22 protein-coding genes and 1 tRNA gene are annotated in these 21,518 nt (G+C 42.3%); 11 read left to right on the forward strand and 12 right to left on the reverse strand.

The genetic code is table 11. The annotated features are described in order from the left end of the window. Positions 1-11: 11 nt before the first annotated feature. Complete coding sequence (locus tag HY58_RS10030; protein ID WP_039131374.1) at positions 12-1,124, reverse strand: PorV/PorQ family protein; 1,113 nt, start codon at positions 1,122-1,124, stop codon at positions 12-14. 122 nt (positions 1,125-1,246) lie between these two features. Here HY58_RS10030 and tyrS point away from each other — a divergent pair, with 122 nt between their 5' ends. Then, on the forward strand, positions 1,247-2,530 hold the full coding sequence (gene tyrS, locus HY58_RS10035; protein WP_039131376.1) for a tyrosine--tRNA ligase: 1,284 nt from the start codon (positions 1,247-1,249) through the stop codon (positions 2,528-2,530). Positions 2,531-2,533: 3 nt separating this feature from the next. Here tyrS and HY58_RS10040 read toward each other — a convergent pair whose 3' ends face one another. Continuing rightward, the gene (locus tag HY58_RS10040; RefSeq protein WP_039131989.1) at positions 2,534-3,835 is read right to left on the reverse strand and encodes an aminotransferase class V-fold PLP-dependent enzyme; all 1,302 of its coding nucleotides are present in this window, start codon (positions 3,833-3,835) and stop codon (positions 2,534-2,536) included. Positions 3,836-3,988: 153 nt separating this feature from the next. Here HY58_RS10040 and HY58_RS10045 point away from each other — a divergent pair. After that, a tRNA-Gln gene (locus tag HY58_RS10045) sits at positions 3,989-4,059 on the forward strand. Between the two features lie 40 nt (positions 4,060-4,099). Here HY58_RS10045 and HY58_RS10050 read toward each other — a convergent pair. The 8 genes from HY58_RS10050 to HY58_RS10085 are packed head-to-tail and all read right to left on the reverse strand — an operon-like array spanning position 4,100 to position 12,006. Next, positions 4,100-4,753, reverse strand: coding sequence for a hypothetical protein (locus HY58_RS10050; RefSeq protein ID WP_216593792.1), 654 nt, complete (start codon positions 4,751-4,753; stop codon positions 4,100-4,102). Beyond that, on the reverse strand, positions 4,750-5,634 hold the full coding sequence (gene rfbD, locus HY58_RS10055) for a dTDP-4-dehydrorhamnose reductase (RefSeq protein ID WP_039131378.1): 885 nt from the start codon (positions 5,632-5,634) through the stop codon (positions 4,750-4,752). Before rfbD ends, HY58_RS10050 begins: the two co-directional genes overlap by 4 nt. After that, positions 5,631-6,191, reverse strand: a complete 561-nt coding sequence (gene rfbC / locus HY58_RS10060) for a dTDP-4-dehydrorhamnose 3,5-epimerase (RefSeq protein WP_039131380.1) — start codon at positions 6,189-6,191, stop codon at positions 5,631-5,633. Before rfbC ends, rfbD begins: the two co-directional genes overlap by 4 nt. A gap of 2 nt (positions 6,192-6,193) precedes the next feature. Next, positions 6,194-7,258, reverse strand: a complete 1,065-nt coding sequence (gene rfbB / locus HY58_RS10065) for a dTDP-glucose 4,6-dehydratase (protein ID WP_039131382.1) — start codon at positions 7,256-7,258, stop codon at positions 6,194-6,196. Continuing rightward, positions 7,258-8,544 carry a nucleotide sugar dehydrogenase gene (locus HY58_RS10070; RefSeq protein WP_253271542.1) on the reverse strand — a complete coding sequence of 429 codons (1,287 nt, stop codon included), beginning with the start codon at positions 8,542-8,544 and terminating at the stop codon, positions 7,258-7,260. The genes rfbB and HY58_RS10070 overlap by 1 nt, the downstream gene beginning before the upstream one ends. After that, a complete protein-coding gene (locus HY58_RS10075) occupies positions 8,541-9,527 on the reverse strand; it encodes a UDP-glucuronic acid decarboxylase family protein (RefSeq protein WP_039131993.1) in 987 nt (328 codons plus the stop codon). The genes HY58_RS10070 and HY58_RS10075 overlap by 4 nt, the downstream gene beginning before the upstream one ends. A 7-nt stretch (positions 9,528-9,534) precedes the next feature. Next, positions 9,535-10,854: a UDP-glucose/GDP-mannose dehydrogenase family protein gene (locus HY58_RS10080; protein WP_039131383.1), complete on the reverse strand. Its 1,320-nt coding sequence runs from the start codon at positions 10,852-10,854 to the stop codon at positions 9,535-9,537. Between the two features lie 21 nt (positions 10,855-10,875). Continuing rightward, positions 10,876-12,006, reverse strand: coding sequence for a DegT/DnrJ/EryC1/StrS aminotransferase family protein (locus tag HY58_RS10085; protein ID WP_039131385.1), 1,131 nt, complete (start codon positions 12,004-12,006; stop codon positions 10,876-10,878). A gap of 97 nt (positions 12,007-12,103) precedes the next feature. Between HY58_RS10085 and HY58_RS10090 the strand changes: the two genes are divergently transcribed. After that, positions 12,104-13,372 (forward strand): 3-deoxy-D-manno-octulosonic acid transferase, encoded by a 1,269-nt coding sequence (locus HY58_RS10090; protein ID WP_039131387.1) that lies wholly within the window; start codon positions 12,104-12,106, stop codon positions 13,370-13,372. Here HY58_RS10090 and HY58_RS10095 read toward each other — a convergent pair. Beyond that, complete coding sequence (locus tag HY58_RS10095) at positions 13,339-14,061, reverse strand: hypothetical protein (RefSeq protein ID WP_039131388.1); 723 nt, start codon at positions 14,059-14,061, stop codon at positions 13,339-13,341. The genes HY58_RS10090 and HY58_RS10095 overlap by 34 nt on opposite strands. A gap of 74 nt (positions 14,062-14,135) precedes the next feature. On the opposite strand from HY58_RS10095, the gene HY58_RS10100 reads away from it, so the two are divergent. From HY58_RS10100 to HY58_RS10120, 5 genes are all read left to right on the forward strand, one after another. Further along, positions 14,136-14,705: a thymidine kinase gene (locus HY58_RS10100; protein ID WP_039131389.1), complete on the forward strand. Its 570-nt coding sequence runs from the start codon at positions 14,136-14,138 to the stop codon at positions 14,703-14,705. A 14-nt stretch (positions 14,706-14,719) separates the two neighbouring features. Beyond that, positions 14,720-15,370 (forward strand): heme exporter protein CcmB, encoded by a 651-nt coding sequence (locus tag HY58_RS10105; RefSeq protein WP_082022125.1) that lies wholly within the window; start codon positions 14,720-14,722, stop codon positions 15,368-15,370. Positions 15,371-15,413: 43 nt separating this feature from the next. Then, positions 15,414-16,082 (forward strand): cytochrome c biogenesis protein CcsA, encoded by a 669-nt coding sequence (gene ccsA / locus HY58_RS10110; protein WP_039131392.1) that lies wholly within the window; start codon positions 15,414-15,416, stop codon positions 16,080-16,082. Next, positions 16,075-16,308 carry a CcmD family protein gene (locus tag HY58_RS10115; protein ID WP_072037610.1) on the forward strand — a complete coding sequence of 78 codons (234 nt, stop codon included), beginning with the start codon at positions 16,075-16,077 and terminating at the stop codon, positions 16,306-16,308. The genes ccsA and HY58_RS10115 overlap by 8 nt, the downstream gene beginning before the upstream one ends. Before the next feature lie 75 nt (positions 16,309-16,383). Then, positions 16,384-17,802: a Glu/Leu/Phe/Val dehydrogenase gene (locus HY58_RS10120; protein WP_039131393.1), complete on the forward strand. Its 1,419-nt coding sequence runs from the start codon at positions 16,384-16,386 to the stop codon at positions 17,800-17,802. A 75-nt stretch (positions 17,803-17,877) separates the two neighbouring features. Here the strand turns inward: HY58_RS10120 and HY58_RS10125 are convergent, their stop codons facing one another. After that, complete coding sequence (locus HY58_RS10125) at positions 17,878-18,315, reverse strand: type I restriction enzyme HsdR N-terminal domain-containing protein (protein WP_039131395.1); 438 nt, start codon at positions 18,313-18,315, stop codon at positions 17,878-17,880. A gap of 59 nt (positions 18,316-18,374) precedes the next feature. Between HY58_RS10125 and HY58_RS10130 the strand changes: the two genes are divergently transcribed. The 3 genes from HY58_RS10130 to HY58_RS10140 are packed head-to-tail and all read left to right on the forward strand — an operon-like array spanning position 18,375 to position 21,334. Continuing rightward, positions 18,375-19,145: an AMP nucleosidase gene (locus tag HY58_RS10130; RefSeq protein ID WP_039131397.1), complete on the forward strand. Its 771-nt coding sequence runs from the start codon at positions 18,375-18,377 to the stop codon at positions 19,143-19,145. Between the two features lie 47 nt (positions 19,146-19,192). Continuing rightward, positions 19,193-19,588 (forward strand): hypothetical protein, encoded by a 396-nt coding sequence (locus tag HY58_RS10135; protein ID WP_039131399.1) that lies wholly within the window; start codon positions 19,193-19,195, stop codon positions 19,586-19,588. Between the two features lie 9 nt (positions 19,589-19,597). After that, positions 19,598-21,334 (forward strand): ABC transporter ATP-binding protein, encoded by a 1,737-nt coding sequence (locus HY58_RS10140; protein WP_039131401.1) that lies wholly within the window; start codon positions 19,598-19,600, stop codon positions 21,332-21,334. Positions 21,335-21,518: the final 184 nt, after the last annotated feature.

The raw sequence follows: 21,518 nt of genomic DNA on the forward strand, positions 1-21,518 counted from the left end.
ATGCTAATCGCTTACTTTTTTTTATTCTTTTTAACCATGTCAAGCTTTAAAGAGAAGACATGTGTATATAATGGGTTTGACTGATTTGCAAGATTGGTGAATGCATAATCGATCATCACATTCTGTAACCTGAAACCTGCCCCCATTGCTGGTTGGTAGATCCAAACTTTTTTTGTGTAAGTACTATCTTCATCTTCAAGAGCCTTTTGGAAATTACTTATGCCTGCACGTACGAAAAAGACATTCTTTATGGATGCTTCCAAACCAAGTTTTGGATCTACACTTATTGCGCTCGAACTGATTACTGTATTTCTCCTCCCATCAAATGTGAAATCAAGATTCGCCTCAGCCAGTAAATTCACCGACTTGTTGATCCTGAAATTATAAGAAGCCCCTCCTATTAACTTAGGAGCGGTTAATTCTGTGGATTTAACGGGAATTTCATTCTGGGTAACATAGAAAACCTCCCGCATTTTATCATTGATACTATAAGACCAGGCATTGAATGTGGTTGTAACATCACGTGCAACCAATCCCACCTGTATTCTCTTATTGATATATTGTAAACCTGCATCAAAACCAAACCCCCATGAAGTTGCAAAATCACCTGCTTTACGATGGATTACTTTGGCATTAAATCCCATATTAAGCTTCTTATCCGGGCCAAGGTCCTTTAACTGCTGTGCGTAAGAAAACAGAAAAGCATAATCCGCAGAAGAAAATGTAGTGATATTATCAAAATTGATACGGCCATCGGGATCCACAAGGAATACAGTATTGGGGATATCGTCAACTGCAAAACGGAGCACTGAAATGCCGATAGTTCTTTTTCCATCTTTCAAGGGAATGGCAACATTAGCAAAATCATATTTTCCGATACCGGCAAAATATTCAGCATGCATGATATTCACCTGGGGTTGTACTTTCACATGAACCAGGGCGGCGGGATTCCAGTATCCGGAAGTTCCATCTGATACTGAGGCAACCTGGGCAGATCCCATGGCAAGTGCCCTTGCACCAGCGCCGATATTGAGGAATTCATTGGAATATTTCCGGAATTGTGCCAGCAGAACTGAGGGCAGAATTATAAACAGCAGGATCAGGCTTTTGATCTTCAATATCATGACTCAACTTTCTGGATAAGCAATAATAACGCTAATGAACAGTAACGACCGGAGGGGAGGAATATTGCCTCTGGCGGGGTTGCTATTATTGCGTTAGTTTTGCTGCAAATTGCAGCGTTTTTATGAAATTAATAGAAGAATTACGGTGGAGGGGCATGTTGCAGGATATTATGCCCGGAACAGAAGAACAGCTAAACAAAGAGATGACCTCAGCTTATATTGGCTTTGACCCCACCGCGGATAGTTTGCATATCGGCAGCCTTGTGCCGATTTTGTTGCTTCGTCACCTGCAACTGGCTGGCCATAAACCCTACGCCCTTGTGGGCGGTGCCACCGGAATGGTGGGCGATCCTTCTTTTAAGGCGGAAGAGAGAAAGATGTTGGATGAAGCCACCCTGCAAAAAAACCAGGCTGGTATTCAGCGCCAACTCGAAAAATATCTTGACTTTGACACCAGCCTCCCCAATAATGCAGAAATAGTGAACAATTATGATTGGTTCAGGAACATAAGTTTCCTTGACTTTATTCGGGACGTCGGCAAACATATTACGGTTAATTATATGATGTCAAAGGACAGTGTACGTAAACGAATTGAAGGGAATAGTGGCATCAGTTTTACAGAATTCACTTATCAACTTATTCAGGGATACGATTTCTATTGGCTGTACCAGCACAAAAACTGCAAACTTCAGATGGGTGGCAGTGACCAGTGGGGTAATATTACCACCGGGACTGAATTGATCAGAAGAATGTGTAGTGGTGAGGCATTCGCATTCACCTGCCCGTTGCTCACTAAAGCCGACGGCGGAAAGTTCGGCAAAACTGAAAAGGGTAATGTGTGGTTGGATCCTTCAAAAACATCCCCCTATCAGTTCTACCAGTTCTGGCTGAATGCATCCGATGAAGATGCCATTAAATGGATACGCATATTTACTTTTCTTACAAAGAATGAAATTGAGCAAATAATTTCTTCACACCAGGAAGCGCCACACCATAGAATACTACAGAAAAAGCTATCTGAAGAGATCACCAGATTTGTTCATGGTAATGAAGAATATGAATTTGCTGTGAATGCTTCAGAAATACTCTTTGGCAATGCAACTAGGGATGTGCTTGCAAGGCTTAATGAAGAGCAACTTCTCCAGGTATTGGAAGGTGTTCCTACCCATGATTATGCGAAATCAACTTTTGATCAGGGTATTGATATTGTGAGTTTCCTTGCTGAAACTGGTATATTTCCAAGTAAAGGCGAAGCCAGGAAGGTGGTTCAAAGCGGTGGCATAAGTATCAATAAAATAAAAGTCGAAACAGTGGAGACAAAACTGACCCCAACAAATTTTCTTACAGGTAAATATTTATTAGTACAGAAAGGAAAGAAAAATTATTATCTGGTCAGGGCTGTATAAGCACTAATTTTTTTTCTTTGTAAATTTTTCGATGGCAGCCACAAGTATGTCAAGCTGTTTGGTGGTCGTATAAACATTAGGTGTAATCCGCACGCCTTTAATATTTTCCCACTCAATTCCAACAGTGTGGATCTTATATTCATTGAATAAAAACTGATCTAATTCAGCAGGCTTACGATCTTTAACACCAACCAACCCTATCGCACAACCGAAACCCTCCCGGAGTGAAGTACCCAGTTGTATGCCTGGTAAATCCTTCACTTTATTCATCCAGTAATTTTTCAGGTAATGCAGTCGTTTCTCTTTTCGATCTGCACCAATCATCTGGTGAAATTCAATTGCCTTACCGATTGCCTGTTCTATGAAAAATGGCCTTGTTCCCAAATTTTCAAATTTTCGGATATCACCACTAACTGCATCCGGTGAACCAAATAGGGGATATAATTTAGCGATCTTATCCTTCTTAACATAAAGAAGTCCACTCCCTATGCAAGCACCCAACCATTTGTGAAGGCTGGTTCCAAAATAATCTGCTCCCAGATCTGGAATAGAAAATTGAAAATGGGCAAAACTGTGAGCCCCATCAACTACAACCTCGATTCCTTTTTGTTTAGCCGCATCCGAGATTTTTCTTACCGGTAATATCTGTCCATTCCAGTTGATTATATGCGTTACATGCACCACCCTGGTACGAGCAGTAAATGCTTTCGTGTACTGTTCAGTAAGATACTCATTATCCTCGCTGGGCAATTCAAGATTAACCCATACCAACCTTATACCATCCCGAAGTTCGCGTTGCTTCCAGGCATTTATCATATTTGGATAATCCTGTTTGCTAAGTACTACCTCATCACCAGCTTTAAGAGGAAGTCCGAAGATAACTGTTTCAAGGGCTTCGGATGCGTTGCGCTGAATAGCTATCTCATCCTGTTCACATCCGGCCATCAACGCCAGGTTCCTGCGCAGAGGCTCACGTCCCTGGTCAAGGATGCGCCACATATAATAACTCGGGGCCTCATTACTGAAGTCGTGGTAACGCTTCATGGCATCCTGCACAATTTTTGGGCTGGGGCTAACACCCCCATTGTTTAGATTAATAATTGATGACGAAACAGTATAGGCTTGTTGGATTGAGTACCAGAAATCTTCCTCTTCAGCGATCTGAGTAGAATTATACTGGCGGAATTGAGAAAGACTTCTCTCAAGTTGCCTGCTCCATGCAGGTTCAGAGAAAGAGGCCATAAGGGTTCCAAGCCCAATTTTTGATATCCCTGCCAGAAATCCCCTTCTTCCGGTATTTTCCATGGTGCTGATTTTCAATAAATCTAATTCTAAACACCGAATGGGCAAAGTTGATAGCTATGCACGCTGATGTGTGTAACAAAAAGAGATTTTTCAGAGAATTTTTTGGCGGAAAGGACGCTGCCTATTATTTTTGCACTCCCATTTGGGACGGATTGGCCTATAGTATAATGGTAGTACGACAGATTTTGGTTCTGTTTGTCTAGGTTCGAATCCTGGTAGGCCAACAAAAGGACAAATTGATTAATCAATTTGTCCTTTTTTATTTCATACAACCAACCGGCCAACATCATCCATTACCTCAGATCTCCACTCTTCGTAAAGTTTAGCTTCCTGATTGCAGGCATAATCACAAAGTTCCTTCCATTTTAGAGAAAGTTTCTGCAGTTGTTCTTCCATTGAAGCCAGATGCTGTTGCTCTTCTGTTATAATATTATAAACACTGATACTACTTTTTCGAGATCTTAATACCTGCTGGTAAACGGGGTAAAGTTCGTCTGCTCTAACTTCAATGGCATAGGTTACCAACAGGTAGGCAGAATACTTTAGTTTATCACCTCGGAAATCGTGTTCAGTTTTAAGATACCTGCAAACCAGTACATCCAGACGATGCAGATAACGCATACTGGTTAATGGTGCTAAAAGGTATTGAGGTTCATAAGTGGGACATAAACCTGCCCCAAGTTTACGGAGTTGTTTCTTCAGATACCAGGCATGTCTCGATTCTTCGGCAGCATGCTTCAGGATATCTTCCGGAACAAAAACAGGATGCTCACATTGCTTGATCTTTCTCGCCCCGGCATTTTCCAGCATAGATAATGTATTCAACCATCGTGCATGAAGATCAACAGAATCTATTATAGTATCTAATTGGTCAATGAAATTGGTAACCATAATGTCATTATTGTTATCAGTGATCATGCAAGATACTGTTGCAACTGGAGCATACAGATCTGCAGACTCTCTTTCCAGTTCAAAATAGGCAATCCGAAAACTTTGCTGATCTTCTGCTTATCAAATACACTGTATGCGGGCCTTGCTGCTGGAGTAGGGTACTCAGTAGAAGCTATCGGATTAATTTTGCATTTGCTTCCTGAAAGTTCTTTGATGGCTAATGCAAAATCATACCAACTGATGTTGGCATCATTTGAATAATGATAAATTCCGCCCAGGCTTGCTGATTGTTCCAGGTCGTCAAGTTGTACTATAATATCCAGAATAGCTTTTGCCAGATCTGCAGCGTAAGTAGGTGATCCAATCTGATCTGCCACCACATTTAATTCCTCACGCTGACTCATTAGTCGCAGCATTGTCTTCACAAAATTATTACCATATGCAGAGTATACCCATGAAGTACGAAGTATAATGCTGTCAGGAGCATAATCCATAGCGAGCTCCTCACCTTTTAATTTAGATGACCCGTATATTCCAAGGGGATGAACTTTATCGGTCTCCTTCAGTGGCTTGGATGCACTGCCATCAAAAACATAATCGGTTGAAATGTGAATCAGACGACCCCCATTTTTATTGAGGGATTTTGCAAGGTATCCGACAGCAGTACCATTGATCTGATTTGCTTTCTCTACCTCTGTTTCAGCCTTATCCACTGCGGTATATGCAGCACAATTGATGCAATAATCCGGCTTATGGGAACTAATATAGGACTCAACAAAAGCCTCTTTGTCAATAGGTAAGGTTTCACTATCGGCAAAAATAAATTGAAAGCCGGGATAGAAGGCTGATAGCTGCCGTATCTCAGTTCCAAGTTGTCCGCCCGAACCAGTTACCAATATCTTTTTCATGAATGCAAAGTAAAGCAATGATCAACATCTGCAAACACAGGGTACAGCTTATCCTTTTCTGAAAGAATCATTTTATCGCCTGGAACCTTCCAATCGATACTCAAGCCGGGATCATTAAACAACACACCACCTTCTGATTCTTTATTGTAAAATGCATCACATTTATACATCACTTCAGCAAATGGACTGATCACGGAATACCCGTGAGCAAAGCCTTTGGGCACCAACAGCTGTTTTTTATTTTCAGCTGATAATTCGATGGAATAAGCATTTCCAAACGTTGGTGAATCTTTTCTGCAATCTACCACCACATCAAGTATACTTCCTTCAATTGCGCGGATAAGCTTAGTTTGGGAATATGGAGGTTTTTGAAAATGAAGACCTCTGACCACACCATATACCGATCGTGCCTGGTTGTCCTGCACAAACCGCATTTCCAATCCCATTGCGGCAAAAACCGCCTCATTATATGATTCAAAAAAATAGCCACGGTCATCTCCGAAAACGCGGGGCTCATAAACAATTAATCCGGGTAATCCCGTTTCTATGAATGCCATAATTATCGTTGATCGTACTGGGTTTCGTAGTAATGCTTGTAATTGCCGCTGGTTATATGGTTTATCCATTCTTCATTCCGGAGATACCAGTCTACCGTTTTCTCCAACCCTTCTTCAAATTGGAGAGAAGGGCTCCAGCCGAGTTCTTTATTTAATTTAGTAGCATCAATTGCGTAACGCAGATCATGACCAGGCCGATCAGTAACATAGCTGATGAGTTTCGCTGATTCGCCTTCCTCTCTTCCCAGTTTTGTGTCCATAATCCTGCACAACAGATGAACCAGGTCAATATTTTTCCACTCATTAAACCCACCCACATTATACTTTTCTCCTTCCCTGCCATTATGAAAAATTACGTCTATGGCCCTGGCATGATCCTCCACATATAGCCAATCCCGAACGTTCTCCCCTTTCCCATAAACAGGCAAGGGTTTATTGTTCCGGATATTATTTATCATAAGCGGAATAAGCTTTTCCGGGAAATGATGTGACCCATAATTGTTCGAGCAATTACTCATCACTACTGGCAAGTGATAAGTATGAAAATAGGCCATTACAAAATGGTCTGAAGATGCTTTAGATGCTGAGTAGGGTGATCGGGGATCATACGCAGTTTCTTCGGTGAAAAAACCCTCTTCACCAAGGGAACCATACACCTCATCAGTACTAACATGGTAGAAACGCTTCCCTTCGAAATTTCCATTCCAGAATTTCCGGGCCACATTTAACAGATTCACTGTGCCCAGAACATTTGTCCTTACGAATTGGAGGGGGTCAAGGATACTTCTGTCTACATGGCTTTCGGCTGCAAGATGGATTACGCCATCAAACTTGTACTGATCAAATAATTCCTGCATCCTTGGCTCATCAGTGATATCGGCTTTCTCAAAAATATAATTCTCTTTAGCCTCCACATCCTTGAGGTTTTCAAGGTTGCCCGCATAAGTCAGGGCGTCAAGGTTGACTATCAGATAATCTGGGTATTTGTTTACAAATAACCTGACCACATGTGAACCTATAAATCCGGCACCACCCGTAACCAATAAGGTTTTCTTAATATTATTCATTACAAACTCCAGTATAAACGTGAATTAATTTTACCGCGGTAAATACCTTTAAGGTCTACAATCACTCCATGTTCACGAGTGATTCCAGCGAAGAAAGCATCATCGTGACTAAGATATTGTTCATGAGGAACGGTAATGATAACCGCATCATATTCTTTTCCTCCTGAACGTGCAAGCTGAAGACCATATTCCTCTTTTACCTCCCCATGCTCAGCATAAGGGTCTTCAACATCCACATGAATATTAAATGCTAAAAGTTCTTCAACTGTATCAACAATTTTTGAGTTTCTGATATCACTTACATTCTCTTTAAAAGTAACTCCTTTCACCAATACACGTGGATTGTCGGAATTCCGTAACACATATTTAATAATCTTTCTGGCCAAGTATTTCGCCATATCATCATTAATGAACCTGCTTGCAGCAATAACCCTGCTCTGGTAGCCAAGCGATGCCGCCTTGTGAGTAAGGTAATAGGGATCTACGCCAATGCAATGACCACCCACTAATCCAGGCTGAAATTTCAGGAAGTTCCACTTTGTACCTGCAGCTTCAATTACTTCATATGTATTGATTCCCATTCTGTCAAAAATGAGTGATAGTTCATTCATGAGGGCGATATTCATATCACGCTGCGTATTCTCAACAATTTTCGAAGCTTCCGCAACTTTGATCGTTTGTGCGCGATGAACACCTGCATCTACAACCAGCTCATATGTTTTTGCAATTTCATCTAATGCTTCCTCATCAGAACCCGAAACAACTTTCACGACTGTGCGCAAGGTATTTTTCTTATCTCCAGGATTGATTCTTTCAGGAGAATAGCCCAGTTTAAAATCTTCTCCAAGCCTAAGGCCCGATAGTTTTTCAAGAATTGGAAGGCAATCTTCTTCAGTACAACCCGGGTAGGTGGTTGATTCATAAACCACATAATCCCCTTTCTTTAAAACTGATCCAACAGTAGTAGATGCTCCGATCAAAGGTTTAAGATCGGGAACATGAAATTTATCAACGGGAGTTGGTACTGCTACCACAAAGAATTTTGCTGTTCTCAACACTTCAAGGTCGTCAGTAAAAATAATATCCCTGTCCCTGAATGCGTCGGGACCAACTTCCTTACTAGGGTCTATTCCATTTCTCATCATTTCAACCCGGCGTGGATTGATATCAAAGCCTATCACTGAACATTTTTTCGCAAACTCCAGTGCAAGGGGTAATCCTACATATCCTAATCCAATTACAGCCAGCTTTGAATTCTTATCTAGGAGGTCCTGGTAAATTTTCATTTGTGTAAGCTTTTAAACTCCTTCGGTTGTTTGAAGAGCTCTTCATGGGGAAGAGATTTGAAATACTCATATGTTATACGAACACCATCCGCCCTATTTACTTTTGGTTGCCAACCCAGTAAATTTTTTGCTCTTGTAATATCAGGCTGTCGTTGTTTGGGGTCATCAACAGGAAGATCACGGTAAACAATCTTTTGCCTGGTGCCTGTAAGTTTTATAATCTCCTCTGCAAATTCCTTAAGTGATATCTCATCAGGATTGCCGATGTTAACCGGATATGCATAATCGCTCATCAACAATCTGTATATGCCTTCCACCAAATCATCTACATAACAAAAAGACCTGGTTTGAGAACCATCACCAAACACAGTCAGGTCTTCTCCTCTCAAGGCCTGCCCTATAAAAGCGGGGAGTGCCCTGCCATCATTCAATCGCATCCTTGGTCCGTAAGTATTGAAAATCCTTATGATTCTTGTTTCCACATTATGAAAAGTATGGTAAGCCATAGTAATGGATTCCATAAAACGCTTCGCTTCATCATACACACCCCTTGGGCCAACTGGATTTACATTACCCCAGTAATCCTCTGTTTGTGGATGAACAAGTGGATCGCCATAAACTTCAGAAGTAGACGCCACTAAAATGCGTGCCTGCTTGGCTTTGGCAAGACCAAGGCAATTATGGGTTCCAAGTGCACCAACCTTCAACGTCTGGATTGGTATTTTGAGATAATCTATTGGACTTGCGGGTGATGCAAAATGCAATATATAATCAAGTTCACCCGGAACATGGATAAACTTACTTACATCATGATTATAAAATTCAAACTGTTCAAGTCTGAATAAATGTTCTATATTTTTCAGGTCTCCGGTGATCAGGTTATCCATGCCAATAACATGAAAGCCCTCCTTAATAAAACGATCGCAAAGGTGGGAACCTAGAAAGCCAGCCGCTCCGGTGATCAAAACTCTTTTACGGGACATTGTGGAGTTATTTTTTTTGAGACACCGGTTTACGTCCGATGCTTTCATAGTGGAATCCTAATTCAGCGATAGCAGTAACATCAAAAAGATTACGCCCATCGAAGATGATCTTATTCTTAAGGTGTGTAACTATTTTGAGGAAATCGGGCGACCGGAACTCATTCCATTCAGTTGCAATTATCAGGGCATCCGCGCCCTTTAAGGCATCATACTGATTATCCGCATAACTGATCTTTTCCCCAACAACTTGTTTTACATTCTTCATGGCTTCGGGGTCAAATACAGTCACCGTTGCGCGTTCAGCTAACAACTCATCTATCATATATAATGCTGGTGCCTCACGGATATCGTCGGTATTTGGTTTGAATGCAAGTCCCCATATAGCAAAATGCTTCCCGGAAAGTTCCCCATTGAAATAGTTTCGGATCTTAGGCATCAGATGCAGTTTCTGTTTTTCATTTACATCCATCACAGCATTGAGGATCTGAAAATCGTAATCTACTTCGCTGGAAGATCTTACGAGAGCCTGCACATCTTTGGGAAAGCAGGAACCACCATAACCTATGCCAGGAAAAAGAAATCTTTTACCAATTCTGTCATCACTACCAATACCCAGGCGAACCATATCAACATCTGCGCCTAACCTCTCACATAGCTGCGCAACCTCATTCATAAATGAAATTTTGGTAGCAAGGAATGAGTTGGCCGCGTATTTTGTCAGTTCTGCGGATCTTTCATCCATATATATAACTGGATTACCTGAACGAACAAAAGGGGCATACAATTCTCCCATTAGTTTTCTTCCGCGGTCTGAGCTGGTACCGATCACTACCCTGTCAGGTTTCATAAAGTCTTCAACCGCAACTCCTTCACGAAGGAATTCCGGGTTGGAAACAACGTCAAACTCGCCGGAATAATTTTTTGCCACGGCCGCACGTACCTTTTCAGCTGTTCCAACAGGCACTGTACTTTTATCAACTAGCACTTTATAGTCAGTAAGGAGCTTGCCAATATCTTCAGCTACTCCAAGTACATACTTTAAATCTGCGGACCCATCCTCACCCGGTGGTGTAGGCAGGGCCAGGAAAACTATCCTTGCATCTTTGATCCCTTCAGCCAGGTCAGTAGTAAAGCTGAGCCTCCCCTCCTTCTGGTTACGAAGAAAAAGATTCTCAAGACCTGGTTCATATATGGTGATCTCACCATTGGTCAGCATATCCACTTTACGCTTGTCTATATCCACGCAAATAACTTCATTACCTGTTTCCGCGAAACAGGTTCCGGTAACGAGTCCAACATATCCGGTTCCTACAACTGCAATTTTCATATTATAAAAGGAGTGATTTAGTTATCTGTTAACGAACTCAAGAACTTTGGAGCTGATATATTCCAATTGCTCCTGGTCGAGTTCTGTATGCATTGGGAGAGAAATGACCCTTTCCGTCAGCCAATCGGTCACAGGCAAATTGTATGCCGAGCCCCCAAATGAAGCGAACATCTCCTGCTGGTGAGCCGGTACAGGGTAATAAATCATGGATGGGATCTGGTTATCAGCCAGAAATTGATTCAGCGCATTCCGGTCTACACCTTCCAGCAACAGGGTATATTGATGAAAAACGTGCTTGTTGTTAAGAGCCCGGAAAGGAGTGGTGATCTTATTACAGGCAGCAAAAGCCCTGTCATAATGATCTGCCGCCTCGCGTCGGGCACCTATATAAGCATCCAGCTTGGGTAATTTTATATTCAATACCGCTGCCTGAATACTATCAAGGCGACTATTACAACCTACAACATCATGGTAATATCGTTTGCTCTGTCCATGATTTGCAATCATCCTCAGTTTACCGGCAAGCTCATCATCATTCGTACACATTGCTCCGCCATCACCATAACAGCCCAGATTCTTGGAAGGGAAAAATGAGGTACATCCAATTGTTCCGATTGACCCGGTCTTCTGTTTCCGGCCATCCCTGAAAATATAATCACTTCCAATAGCCTGCGCATTATCCTCTATCACATACAGATTGTATTTGCGGGCGATCTCCATAATTGCCTCCATATCAGCTGCCTGCCCATACAGGTGTACAGGTACAATTGCTTTTGTTTTGGAGGTGATACTTTTTTCCAATGCAACAGGATCAAGGCAGAAGGTCTTGGGATCAACGTCTACAAATACCGGCTTCAGTTTCAGTAAAGCCACTACTTCTGTTGTGGCGATATAAGTAAAAGAAGGTGTAATTACTTCGTCTCCGGGTTGCAGATCCAAAGCCATCATGGCAATCTGCAAAGCATCAGTACCGTTAGCACAGGGAATCACATGTTTAACATCTAGGTAGGATGCAAGGGAGCTTCCAAAATCCTGCACTGCCTTCCCGTTAATAAAAGAAACACTATCAAGCACCTCATGAATAGCCGCATCTACTTCTTCTTTAATATGAAGGTATTGCTGCTTCAGGTCAACCATTTGTATCGTCCGCATAATTGCTATCCTCTTTTTAAAATGCGCACAAAAATAGCAAAATATAGGTAGGGTGGAACTTTGAATTTAGATTTGCCATCATTAATACACTGCTTCTGTGAGCTTATTCCTGTATAATATTTTCCTGTTTCTGTATGGAACAGCCCTGAAATTTGCAGCTTTTTGGAATCCCAAAGCCAAAAGCTGGGTTACAGGCCGGCGGGGATGGGAAGCCCCCCTCATATCAGCAATGAGTGGCAGATCTTCTCATGTTTTATGGATGCATTGTGCCTCTTTGGGTGAATTTGAACAAGGTCGCCCGGTTTTAGAATTAATTCGTCAGAAATATCCCAGGTATACCATTTTGATAACCTTTTTCAGTCCATCAGGGTATGAAATCCGTAAAAACTACCAGGGTGCAGATTATGTTTGTTACCTGCCACTAGATGGATCCTCAACCGCCAGAAGATTCCTGGATATTGTGAAGCCTGATATTGTTCTATGGGTCCGATATGAATTCTGGTACCATTTTCTGAACCAACTTTTTAAACGGGGAACCCCTGTAATATTAATTTCAGGATTGTTCCGGTCGTCCCAACCTTTCTTTCAATGGTTTGGAAGATTACATCGCCATATGCTAAGCTGTTTCAGGTATATTTTTGTCCAGAATGCTGAATCCGCTACTCTCTTGAGAAATATTGGTATTGAGAACGTTGCAATTAGTGGTGATACCCGCTATGATAGGGTATCTGCTATTGCGGAGGCATTTGAGCCCTTACCAGAGATCGCAGCTTTTGTGAACGGTTTACCGGTGGTGGTAGGGGGCAGCACCTGGCCGGAAGATGAAGAGGAACTGGATCATTTCGCCAATACGAATAGTGGTTTTCGATTCATCATTGCTCCCCACGAAATTGGTGAACACCACCTGAAAGACATTGAGAAGCTATTTCATAACACCATCCGCTATTCGAAATGGGTTAAAATATGGAAGGAGTCCGCATTCAAGGCAAACAGCCCACATGTCTTGATTATTGATAATATTGGAATGTTGTCCAGACTCTATCATTATGCCATAATAGCCTATGTTGGTGGGGGATTCGGCGGCGATGGGCTTCATAATATCCTGGAAGCGGCTGTTTATGGGCGGCCTGTTATTCATGGACCTCACTATGAACGTTTTCCGGAAGCAATTGAACTGATTGAGGCTGGGGGCTCTTTCTCGGTTGGAAATGCGCTCGAGCTTGAAGATACGCTCAAAAAACTACTGGCTAACAGTTCTGAGTATAGCATGGCTGCTGTTGCCGCCGAGGAGTTCGTGCGAAAACGAAGAGGGGCAACTCATATAATAATGGATTATCTGGAGGTAAACCGTCTTCTTACTAACTGAAGAAAATGCACTACCGGTTCTTTGGTATCATCCCAGGCCAGTTTCAGTTTAAGTTCACGCTCAATCCAGAATTCAGCTTCCTGAAGAATATGAAATGAATTAATTGTTTTAATACTCCGCTCATACATGGTTTCATCGCCGCGGAATAATTCATTAACGAAAACAAAACGGTCATTTACCCCTATTGCCTTCTTGAGATCCCTAACCGGTTCCCTTGTCAATACCTCAGATAATTCAAGAGAATGTTGTTTTAATTTATCGTTGAGAGATGTGGAATTATGCTGTTGTCCCATTACCTCATTCAATTCCCGGATATCTTTCTGATGAGCGAGGGTTGGAATCTCCTGCATGAGACTATGAAGCCAATCCACTTGTTTTTCTTCCTTTTGGGATTGATCGGGTTCAGAATTTTGTTGGGGGGCTATAGGAAATGATTCTGTTGCCTTTGGCTCATATTGGGAAGTATCCATTTGCCGATTGGAAGATGGCATCACTACTGCTACTTTACTGCTGCTATTGCGGCTAACGGAGCTAGCAACAGGAGGTTGCAATTCTGCCTGGAGAAGCTGGATTGTTGCAAGCAAAACCTGGTTGTCGGCCTGCTCATCGAGCTGCTCCTGCAACTTATTTATCAGTGCTCTTACTCTTTCCATACGATATGGTACTTTTGGGTTAGTATTGGATTTCATAAAGTTATATAAAAAAACACCTATAAAACCGTTTGTTGTTTGTTAAACTCAAACTGCAAACGCCTGAATCAATTATGTTTATAGAACCAAATCTCAGCGGCGGCCGCAGGGGATGGATAGAAGTGATCTGCGGATCAATGTTCTCTGGTAAGACCGAAGAACTGATACGGCGTTTAAAAAGGGCGAGGATCGCTAACCTGAAGGTTGAAATCTTTAAACCCTCCATAGATGTACGTTATGATGACCAGAATATTGTGTCACATGACGAAAAAATGATACACTCCACCCCTATTGATAACTCCCAGACCATCCTGCTGATGGCCAGCGATGTTGATGTTGTTGGCATTGACGAAGCCCAATTCTTTGATGACCAGCTACCCGAAGTCTGCGACCAGCTTGCCAGGCAAGGTATCAGGGTAATCGTAGCAGGACTCGACATGGATTTTCTCGGCAAACCATTCGGACAAATGCCCTTCCTGCTTGCCAAAGCAGATTATATCACCAAGTTGCATGCCATTTGCGTAAAATGTGGAAACATTGCAAGTTATAGCTACCGGAAAACGCCCGGTTCCAACCAGGTTATGCTGGGTGAAAAGGAATTTTATGAACCCCGTTGCCGTAGTTGCTTTAATGAAAAGGACTAGTTTAAATTTCTGCTTTGAAACATATCATAACATTATTCAGAAAGGACCTGCTGCTGGAAATGCGGCAGCAATACAGCTTTTATGGTATCCTTCTATATGTTGCAAGTACCATTTTTGTTCTTTATCTGGCAATGGGGCAACCAGAAGATGAAGTTTGGAACGGGCTTTTCTGGATGATCCAGCTTTTCGTATGTGTTAACGCCGTGGCTAAAAGTTTTCTACAGGAAAGCAGGGGCCGCTTACTCTATTTTTATTCAATAGCAGGAGCTCGGGATTTTATACTATCTAAGCTGCTTTTCAATGCATTATTAATGGCCGTCTTAAGTATTACCTCCTGGATCCTGTTTAGCCTGTTGCTGGGAAATCCTGTCCAGAATGGATTAAGATTTATGGGTGTGGCCATGTTTGGCGGTTTAGGATTGAGTCTTGTATTCACTTTCCTGTCAGCTATAGCCGCCAGGGCCCAGCAAAATGCCGCTATGATGGCTATCCTCGGATTTCCGCTGATCATCCCACAGATACTGCTAATGATGAAACTCGCTAATACTGCCTTCAGCCATGTTATCCAACAAGGATTATTACAAATTGTACTCCTGCTGGCTGGTATGGATATCCTGGTGATTGCACTTGCGGTTATTTTATTTCCCTTCTTATGGAAGGATTGAAACCCCTTAAATTCCCCTAATTTTGCCCCACTTATTCATATCTATGCGCCTCTCCTGGTGGAAAATACTTTGTATCCTTTTGCTGCTGACAATCTCAATAGCCGGTTTTCTGGGTGGTGTACCTGCCAAACCAATTCTGAACGAGACCATCCGCAACCTCTATTTTCATGTGCCGATGTGGTTCAGCATGATGATATTCTTCATTGTTTCATTGGTCAATTCTGTGCGATACCTAAGAAACGGGGACCTTCGTTATGATACATATTCAGTTGAATATGCCAACATTGGTATCCTGTTTGGCATATTGGGATTGGTTACCGGTATGATCTGGGCAAATTATACCTGGGGCAAACCATGGAGTAACGATCCCAAGCAGATTGGAGCGGCCATAGCCCTGTTGATTTATTTCGCTTATATGGTTTTACGTAACTCCCTGGTTGATCCCGATAAACGGGCTAAGATCAGCGCAGTATATAATATTTTCGCTTTCGCGATGTTATTTCCCACCTTGTGGATTATTCCCAGGCTTGTTGAAAGTCTACACCCTGGTGGAATGGGTAATCCCGCCCTGAATACGAACGATATAGACAGCCGGATGAGAACTTTATTCTGGCCGGTTGCAGTTCCCGCCTGGACCTTGCTCGGGGTTTGGATCACCACGCTCAGGATACGTTTTAAATTATTGGAAGAACAAAAATTAGAACATGCCTAATATTATTTCCCGTATTGGAATGCTTGCCATGCTGGTATTGCTTACAAACGTTGGTTTGGGTCAGGATATGATGAGTGATGAACCTGTTCAAATGGCAGATGGCCTCCGCTCAAACGGCAAGATCTATGTTGTTGTAGCGGTAGTAGTTACCATTGTAGCCGGGGTTGTTGTTTACCTGATTAATCTGGACAGAAGAATCTCCCGGCTGGAGAAAGGTGGCAAATGATCGGGTCAATCATTGGGAACTTCATATTGTCGATTGCTTAAACACATATAAAAAACAATTTCTAAAACAAAAATCATGTCTTCACACCAAGAGTACAGCTTTTTTGGAGCAGTAGAGCAGAGTTTTGACAAGGCAGCGGCTTTTACAAACTGGGATCCGGGAATCCTGGAACAGATCAAGCAGTGCAATTCAGTATATCGTATGCACTTCCCCGTTAAGATCGGTGATAAGATCGAAGTGATAAAAGCTTATCGCGTTCAGCATTCTCATCATAAAACACCTTGTAAAGGTGGAATTCGTTTCGCAACATCCGTTAACCTTGATGAGGTTATGGCACTGGCGGCATTGATGACTTACAAATGCGCAATTGTGAATGTTCCCTTCGGAGGGGCCAAAGGAGGAATAACCATCGATCCTAAAAAATATACACCGTACGAACTGGAAAAAATTACACGGCGTTACACTCATGAACTGATCAAGAAAAATTTCATTGGTCCGGGTACTGATGTACCTGCTCCTGATTATGGTACCGGTGAGAGAGAAATGGCCTGGATTCTTGATACCTACATGAGCCAGAAGCCGGGTGAAGTAGATGCATTGGCCTGTGTAACCGGAAAACCTGTAACGCAGGGAGGGGTACGTGGACGTCGGGAAGCAACGGGTCTCGGTGTTTATTTTGGTATCCGCGAAGTTTGCAATATGGCAGAGGTTATGAAGAAACTGGGACTTGAGCCCGGAGTGGAAGGAAAGACTGTTGTTGTACAGGGGCTTGGAAACGTAGGCTTCCATGCTGCTAAATATTTCCGTGAAGGAGGAGCTAAAGTAATTGCTATTGCTGAATATGAAGGTGCTATAATGCACCCCGATGGACTTAATGAAAATGATGTATTCCAGCATAGGAAAAAAACAGGTTCGATCCTTAATTACCCCGGCGCTACAAATATCACTAAATCGTCAGAAGCACTGGAACTGGAATGTGATATTTTAATACCTGCAGCACTCGAAAATGTTATCAATGGTGATAATGCACCACGCGTAAAAGCAAAGATCATCGGTGAAGCCGCGAATGGTCCGCTTACTCCTGAGGCTGATGAGGTATTCACACAAAAAGGTTCACTTGTTGTACCTGATATGTACCTGAATGCAGGCGGTGTAACCGTATCTTACTTTGAGTGGTTAAAAAACCTTAGCCATGTACGTTATGGTCGTCTGGAAAAGCGTTTTACAGAAAACCAGAATAAGAATATCATAAAAGAAATTGAAGGCCTTACGGGAAAGAAGGTGAATGATACCCAGAAAAGCCTCATTGAGCACGGTCCCGATGAAGTTGACCTGGTATATTCTGGTCTCGAGGAAACCATGATCACTGCAACCCGCGAAATAATGGAGCTCTGGTTAAATAATCCCGCTATTCCTGATATGCGTACCGCTGCTTATGTTGTTGCCATTAATAAGGTTGCAACAAGCTATGCTGAACTTGGAATATTCCCATAAACAAATTGAGCTATCAAACAATATAAACAACAATAGCTGCCATGTGCAGCTATTGTTGTTTATTGTGAATACTGATTAGCACCATGCCGGAAGTTGTTCAAGCATTTCCAGTTTTCCGGATCTCTTTTCAAAAAAATAACTGATAGTTCCATTAGTTATTACCAGGTAGGGAACCGGAATGGTAATATTATAACGAAGAACCTGATGAAGCACTTCTTCGGTTAAGGGAATTTCCATTGATTTACATTCAACCATTAACCATGGTTTATGGTTGTTATCATATACCAGTATATCAAAGCGTTTACTAAGTTCTCCCAGCTTAATCTCTTTTTCAATAGCTATCAGTGTAGCAGGATAATTCATTTCCTGCAGAAGGTATTGAAGAAAATTTTGCCTAACCCACTCTTCCGGAGTGAATGCTACCCACCTCTTGCGGGTTTCGTCAAAGATCTGGCGCCTGCCACCATTCTCACGCAAGCGAAAAGGAAAGGATGGGTATTGTAGGGATGCCATCCCCCAAAGCTATGATATGAAAATCGTATATTGCCAGACTCTGTAAAATCAGTTTGGACATGAAAACGAAAGAGGAAATAGTTGAAAACTGGCTGCCCCGTTATACAGGTGAGCAACTAGCTAATTTTGGAAAATATATCCTGCTAACTAACTTTAGTAATTATGTGGAATGGTTTGCTAAATGGCATCACGTTGAAGTGGTTGGTATTGGTAAGCCTATGCAATGTGCTACAGCAGAAGATATCACCATCATCAACTTCGGTATGGGTAGTCCAACCGCCGCTACAGTGATGGACCTATTGTCTGCCATTGAGCCCAAAGCAGTTTTGTTTCTTGGTAAATGTGGAGGACTGAAAAAACGTAATAAAGTTGGTGATCTTATACTGCCCATCGCGGCCATAAGGGGAGAAGGAACCTCCAATGATTATTTTCCACCGGAAGTGCCGGCTTTACCCGCCTTCGCCATGCAGAAGGCAGTATCAACTACTATCAGGGATCATGGAGTTGATTACTGGACCGGAACAGTATATACAACCAACCGTCGTGTCTGGGAACATGATGAGGCCTTTAAAGAATACCTTCAACAGGTAAGAGCATATGCCATTGATATGGAAACCGCAACGATATTCTCTGTTGGATTCTATAATAAGATTCCAACCGGAGCACTTTTACTAGTTAGTGATTCACCCATGATTCCGGAAGGCGTAAAAACAGAAGAAAGTGACAAAAATGTTACTGCCGAATTTGTTGAAAGACATATTAGGATAGGAATAGATTCCTTAAAGCAACTTATCAATGACGGACTAACGGTAAGGCACCTTCGCTTTTAGGCACTTCTTAAAAATTTACAATTTCTTACACCTGTATAAATGAAAAAATGATGAAAGCTTTTTTTCTTATGGCCGGGATTTTTTTATGGGGCATCTCCGGTTGCAAGACTCCGGCTAACAAAACGACCGCTACACATACTGGCAAACTAGTGGTAAGCGAACTATGCAATCACTATGTTGTGGCATTAGAAACTGGCTCGATTGATAAAAACAACCTGGCAGAATCCTGGACGGATAATAAAAGGAATATGACATTTAAAAATGTTTTTAGCGTAGCGAGCAAATGCAGCTTTGCGAAGGCCGAATTAGCTGAAGGTGATGTCTTTAGTTTTGAACTAACCGATAGTACAGTTACAGAGAATTGTGCTATCTGCATGGCATATTATCCAACACCAGAGCAAAAATTAATGATTAAAAATATCAGGAAGATCACCAAGCCCTAAAGCCATTATTTGCCTACTTTACTAGAGATAAAAAACCTTTCAGTCGCCTTCGGCGATGGTGATGCCCGGAAGATGGCAGTCAGTAATATATCCTTCACTGTTAACCGCGGTGAGATCCTGGCGGTGGTTGGAGAATCGGGCTCGGGTAAGTCTGTCACAGCATTATCAATCCTGCAGCTACTATCCCAAAAAACAACAAGGTATCCATCGGGACAAATTCTATTTGATCACAATAGTGAACAATTAGATCTTTTACAAGTTCCTGCTGACACCCTGCAAAAAATTCGCGGAGCAGATATTTCAATGATATTTCAGGAGCCCATGACATCCCTTAACCCAGTATTTACTTGCGGTGACCAGGTAATTGAGGCCATTCTGCAGCATCAGGATATAGGTCGTGCTGCTGCCCGTGAAAAAGCAAAGGAGCTTTTCACTAAAGTTCGTTTACCGGATCCTGAGGAAATACTGAAAAGATTTCCTCACCAGTTAAGTGGAGGTCAGAAACAGAGGATAATGATAGCTATGGCTATCAGTTGCGATCCCGCGCTGCTTATTGCAGATGAGCCGACCACTGCACTTGATGTTACTGTTCAGAAAAATATTCTTGAGTTATTGCGGGATTTACAGGCACAGACCGGAATGGGTATGATCATTATTACTCATGATCTTGGAGTTGTAAAAGATATTGCTCACAGGGTTGTTGTAATGTATCGGGGGCAACTGGTGGAAACAGCAAACACAAATAAGTTATTCTCCTCACCCGCTCATCCTTATACGCAGGCACTGCTTGCCTGCCGGCCATTACTGCATAATAAAGGTAGCAGGCTGCCAGTGGTCAGTGATTTTATGAATAATGAGGCTACAATCGAAAAACCATCTTTAACTTCTTTAATTGTTGCATCCTCACAAACCCGGAAAGCTGAATCAGGAGAAAATCCCGTTCCTCTTCTGGAAGTGTCTAAGCTCAGGGTCTGGTTTCCTTCAAGAAAGAATATTTTTGGAAAGCCCCTTACCTGGGTTAAAGCTGTAAATGATGTAAGCTTTGAAGTACTCCATGGAGAAACGCTTGGCATTGTGGGCGAATCAGGGTCAGGGAAAACAACTTTGGGTCGTGCCTTGCTCCGCCTTGTACCTGCGAATGGCGGGGAGGTTATTTATCGACCTGCCGGTATAGACCTATTATCCCTTGGCAAACACAAACTTGAAATACTGCGAAAGAATATTCAGATCGTTTTTCAGGACCCCTACGCTTCACTCAATCCGCGTATGAGAATAGGCGACGCGCTACTGGAGGCAATGTCAACCCATGGCATCGAAACTACTGTTGCCCGACGTAAGGAAAGAGTGGTACAATTACTTGAAAAAGTAAACCTGGAAGCAGATCATTTTAAAAGATATCCACATGCATTCAGCGGGGGGCAGCGTCAGAGGATCGGGATCGCGAGGGCATTAGCATTGGAGCCGGGTTTTATAGTGTTCGATGAAAGTGTTAGTGCACTGGATGTGAGTGTTCAGGCACAAGTATTGAATCTGATCAATGATTTGAAGTCGGAATTTGGATTTACAGCCATCTTCATATCTCACGATCTGGGTGTGGTCCGATATATTTCTGACCGGATCATGGTTATGCATGCGGGACAAACGGAAGAAATTGGCCCGGCCGAACAGGTTTTCAACAACCCAACTTCCCTTTATACCCGTCGCCTTGTGGATGCTATTCCCGGCGGAAAAAACCAATTTTTGTAGACAAATTCTTGGAAAATACCTGATTGAACTTCAAACTCAATTCTTCATTATTTTTAATTACCTTTGCACCCGTTTAACATCATGCCGTAACATGATAACAAACCCGGTGCCGTAAGACCGGGCTGTAGACACCCCCAAGAACCACGTTCTCCCGGTTTGTGTCGTGTGGCTGATGGTTGTAATA

The sequence above is a fragment of the Flavihumibacter sp. ZG627 genome (assembly GCF_000814325.1).
Classification (GTDB): Bacteria; Bacteroidota; Bacteroidia; order Chitinophagales; family Chitinophagaceae; genus Flavihumibacter.

Bases quoted from the DNA above. Each gene is read 5' to 3' on its own strand.
- HY58_RS10095 (WP_039131388.1), bottom strand. From the start codon at position 14,061: ATGAAATCCAATACTAACCCAAAAGTACCATATCGTATGGAAAGAGTA.
- rfbB (WP_039131382.1), bottom strand. From the start codon at position 7,258: ATGAATAATATTAAGAAAACCTTATTGGTTACGGGTGGTGCCGGATTT.
- ccsA (WP_039131392.1), top strand. From the start codon at position 15,414: ATGCGCCTCTCCTGGTGGAAAATACTTTGTATCCTTTTGCTGCTGACA.
- HY58_RS10135 (WP_039131399.1), top strand. From the start codon at position 19,193: ATGATGAAAGCTTTTTTTCTTATGGCCGGGATTTTTTTATGGGGCATC.
- HY58_RS10030 (WP_039131374.1), bottom strand. From the start codon at position 1,124: ATGATATTGAAGATCAAAAGCCTGATCCTGCTGTTTATAATTCTGCCC.
- HY58_RS10050 (WP_216593792.1), bottom strand. From the start codon at position 4,753: ATGATCACTGATAACAATAATGACATTATGGTTACCAATTTCATTGAC.
- HY58_RS10040 (WP_039131989.1), bottom strand. From the start codon at position 3,835: ATGGAAAATACCGGAAGAAGGGGATTTCTGGCAGGGATATCAAAAATT.
- HY58_RS10125 (WP_039131395.1), bottom strand. From the start codon at position 18,315: ATGGCATCCCTACAATACCCATCCTTTCCTTTTCGCTTGCGTGAGAAT.
- HY58_RS10085 (WP_039131385.1), bottom strand. From the start codon at position 12,006: ATGCGGACGATACAAATGGTTGACCTGAAGCAGCAATACCTTCATATT.
- HY58_RS10130 (WP_039131397.1), top strand. From the start codon at position 18,375: ATGAAAACGAAAGAGGAAATAGTTGAAAACTGGCTGCCCCGTTATACA.
- HY58_RS10100 (WP_039131389.1), top strand. From the start codon at position 14,136: ATGTTTATAGAACCAAATCTCAGCGGCGGCCGCAGGGGATGGATAGAA.
- HY58_RS10120 (WP_039131393.1), top strand. From the start codon at position 16,384: ATGTCTTCACACCAAGAGTACAGCTTTTTTGGAGCAGTAGAGCAGAGT.
- rfbD (WP_039131378.1), bottom strand. From the start codon at position 5,634: ATGAAAAAGATATTGGTAACTGGTTCGGGCGGACAACTTGGAACTGAG.
- HY58_RS10080 (WP_039131383.1), bottom strand. From the start codon at position 10,854: ATGAAAATTGCAGTTGTAGGAACCGGATATGTTGGACTCGTTACCGGA.
- HY58_RS10070 (WP_253271542.1), bottom strand. From the start codon at position 8,544: ATGAAAATTTACCAGGACCTCCTAGATAAGAATTCAAAGCTGGCTGTA.
- tyrS (WP_039131376.1), top strand. From the start codon at position 1,247: ATGAAATTAATAGAAGAATTACGGTGGAGGGGCATGTTGCAGGATATT.
- HY58_RS10075 (WP_039131993.1), bottom strand. From the start codon at position 9,527: ATGTCCCGTAAAAGAGTTTTGATCACCGGAGCGGCTGGCTTTCTAGGT.
- HY58_RS10115 (WP_072037610.1), top strand. From the start codon at position 16,075: ATGCCTAATATTATTTCCCGTATTGGAATGCTTGCCATGCTGGTATTG.
- rfbC (WP_039131380.1), bottom strand. From the start codon at position 6,191: ATGGCATTCATAGAAACGGGATTACCCGGATTAATTGTTTATGAGCCC.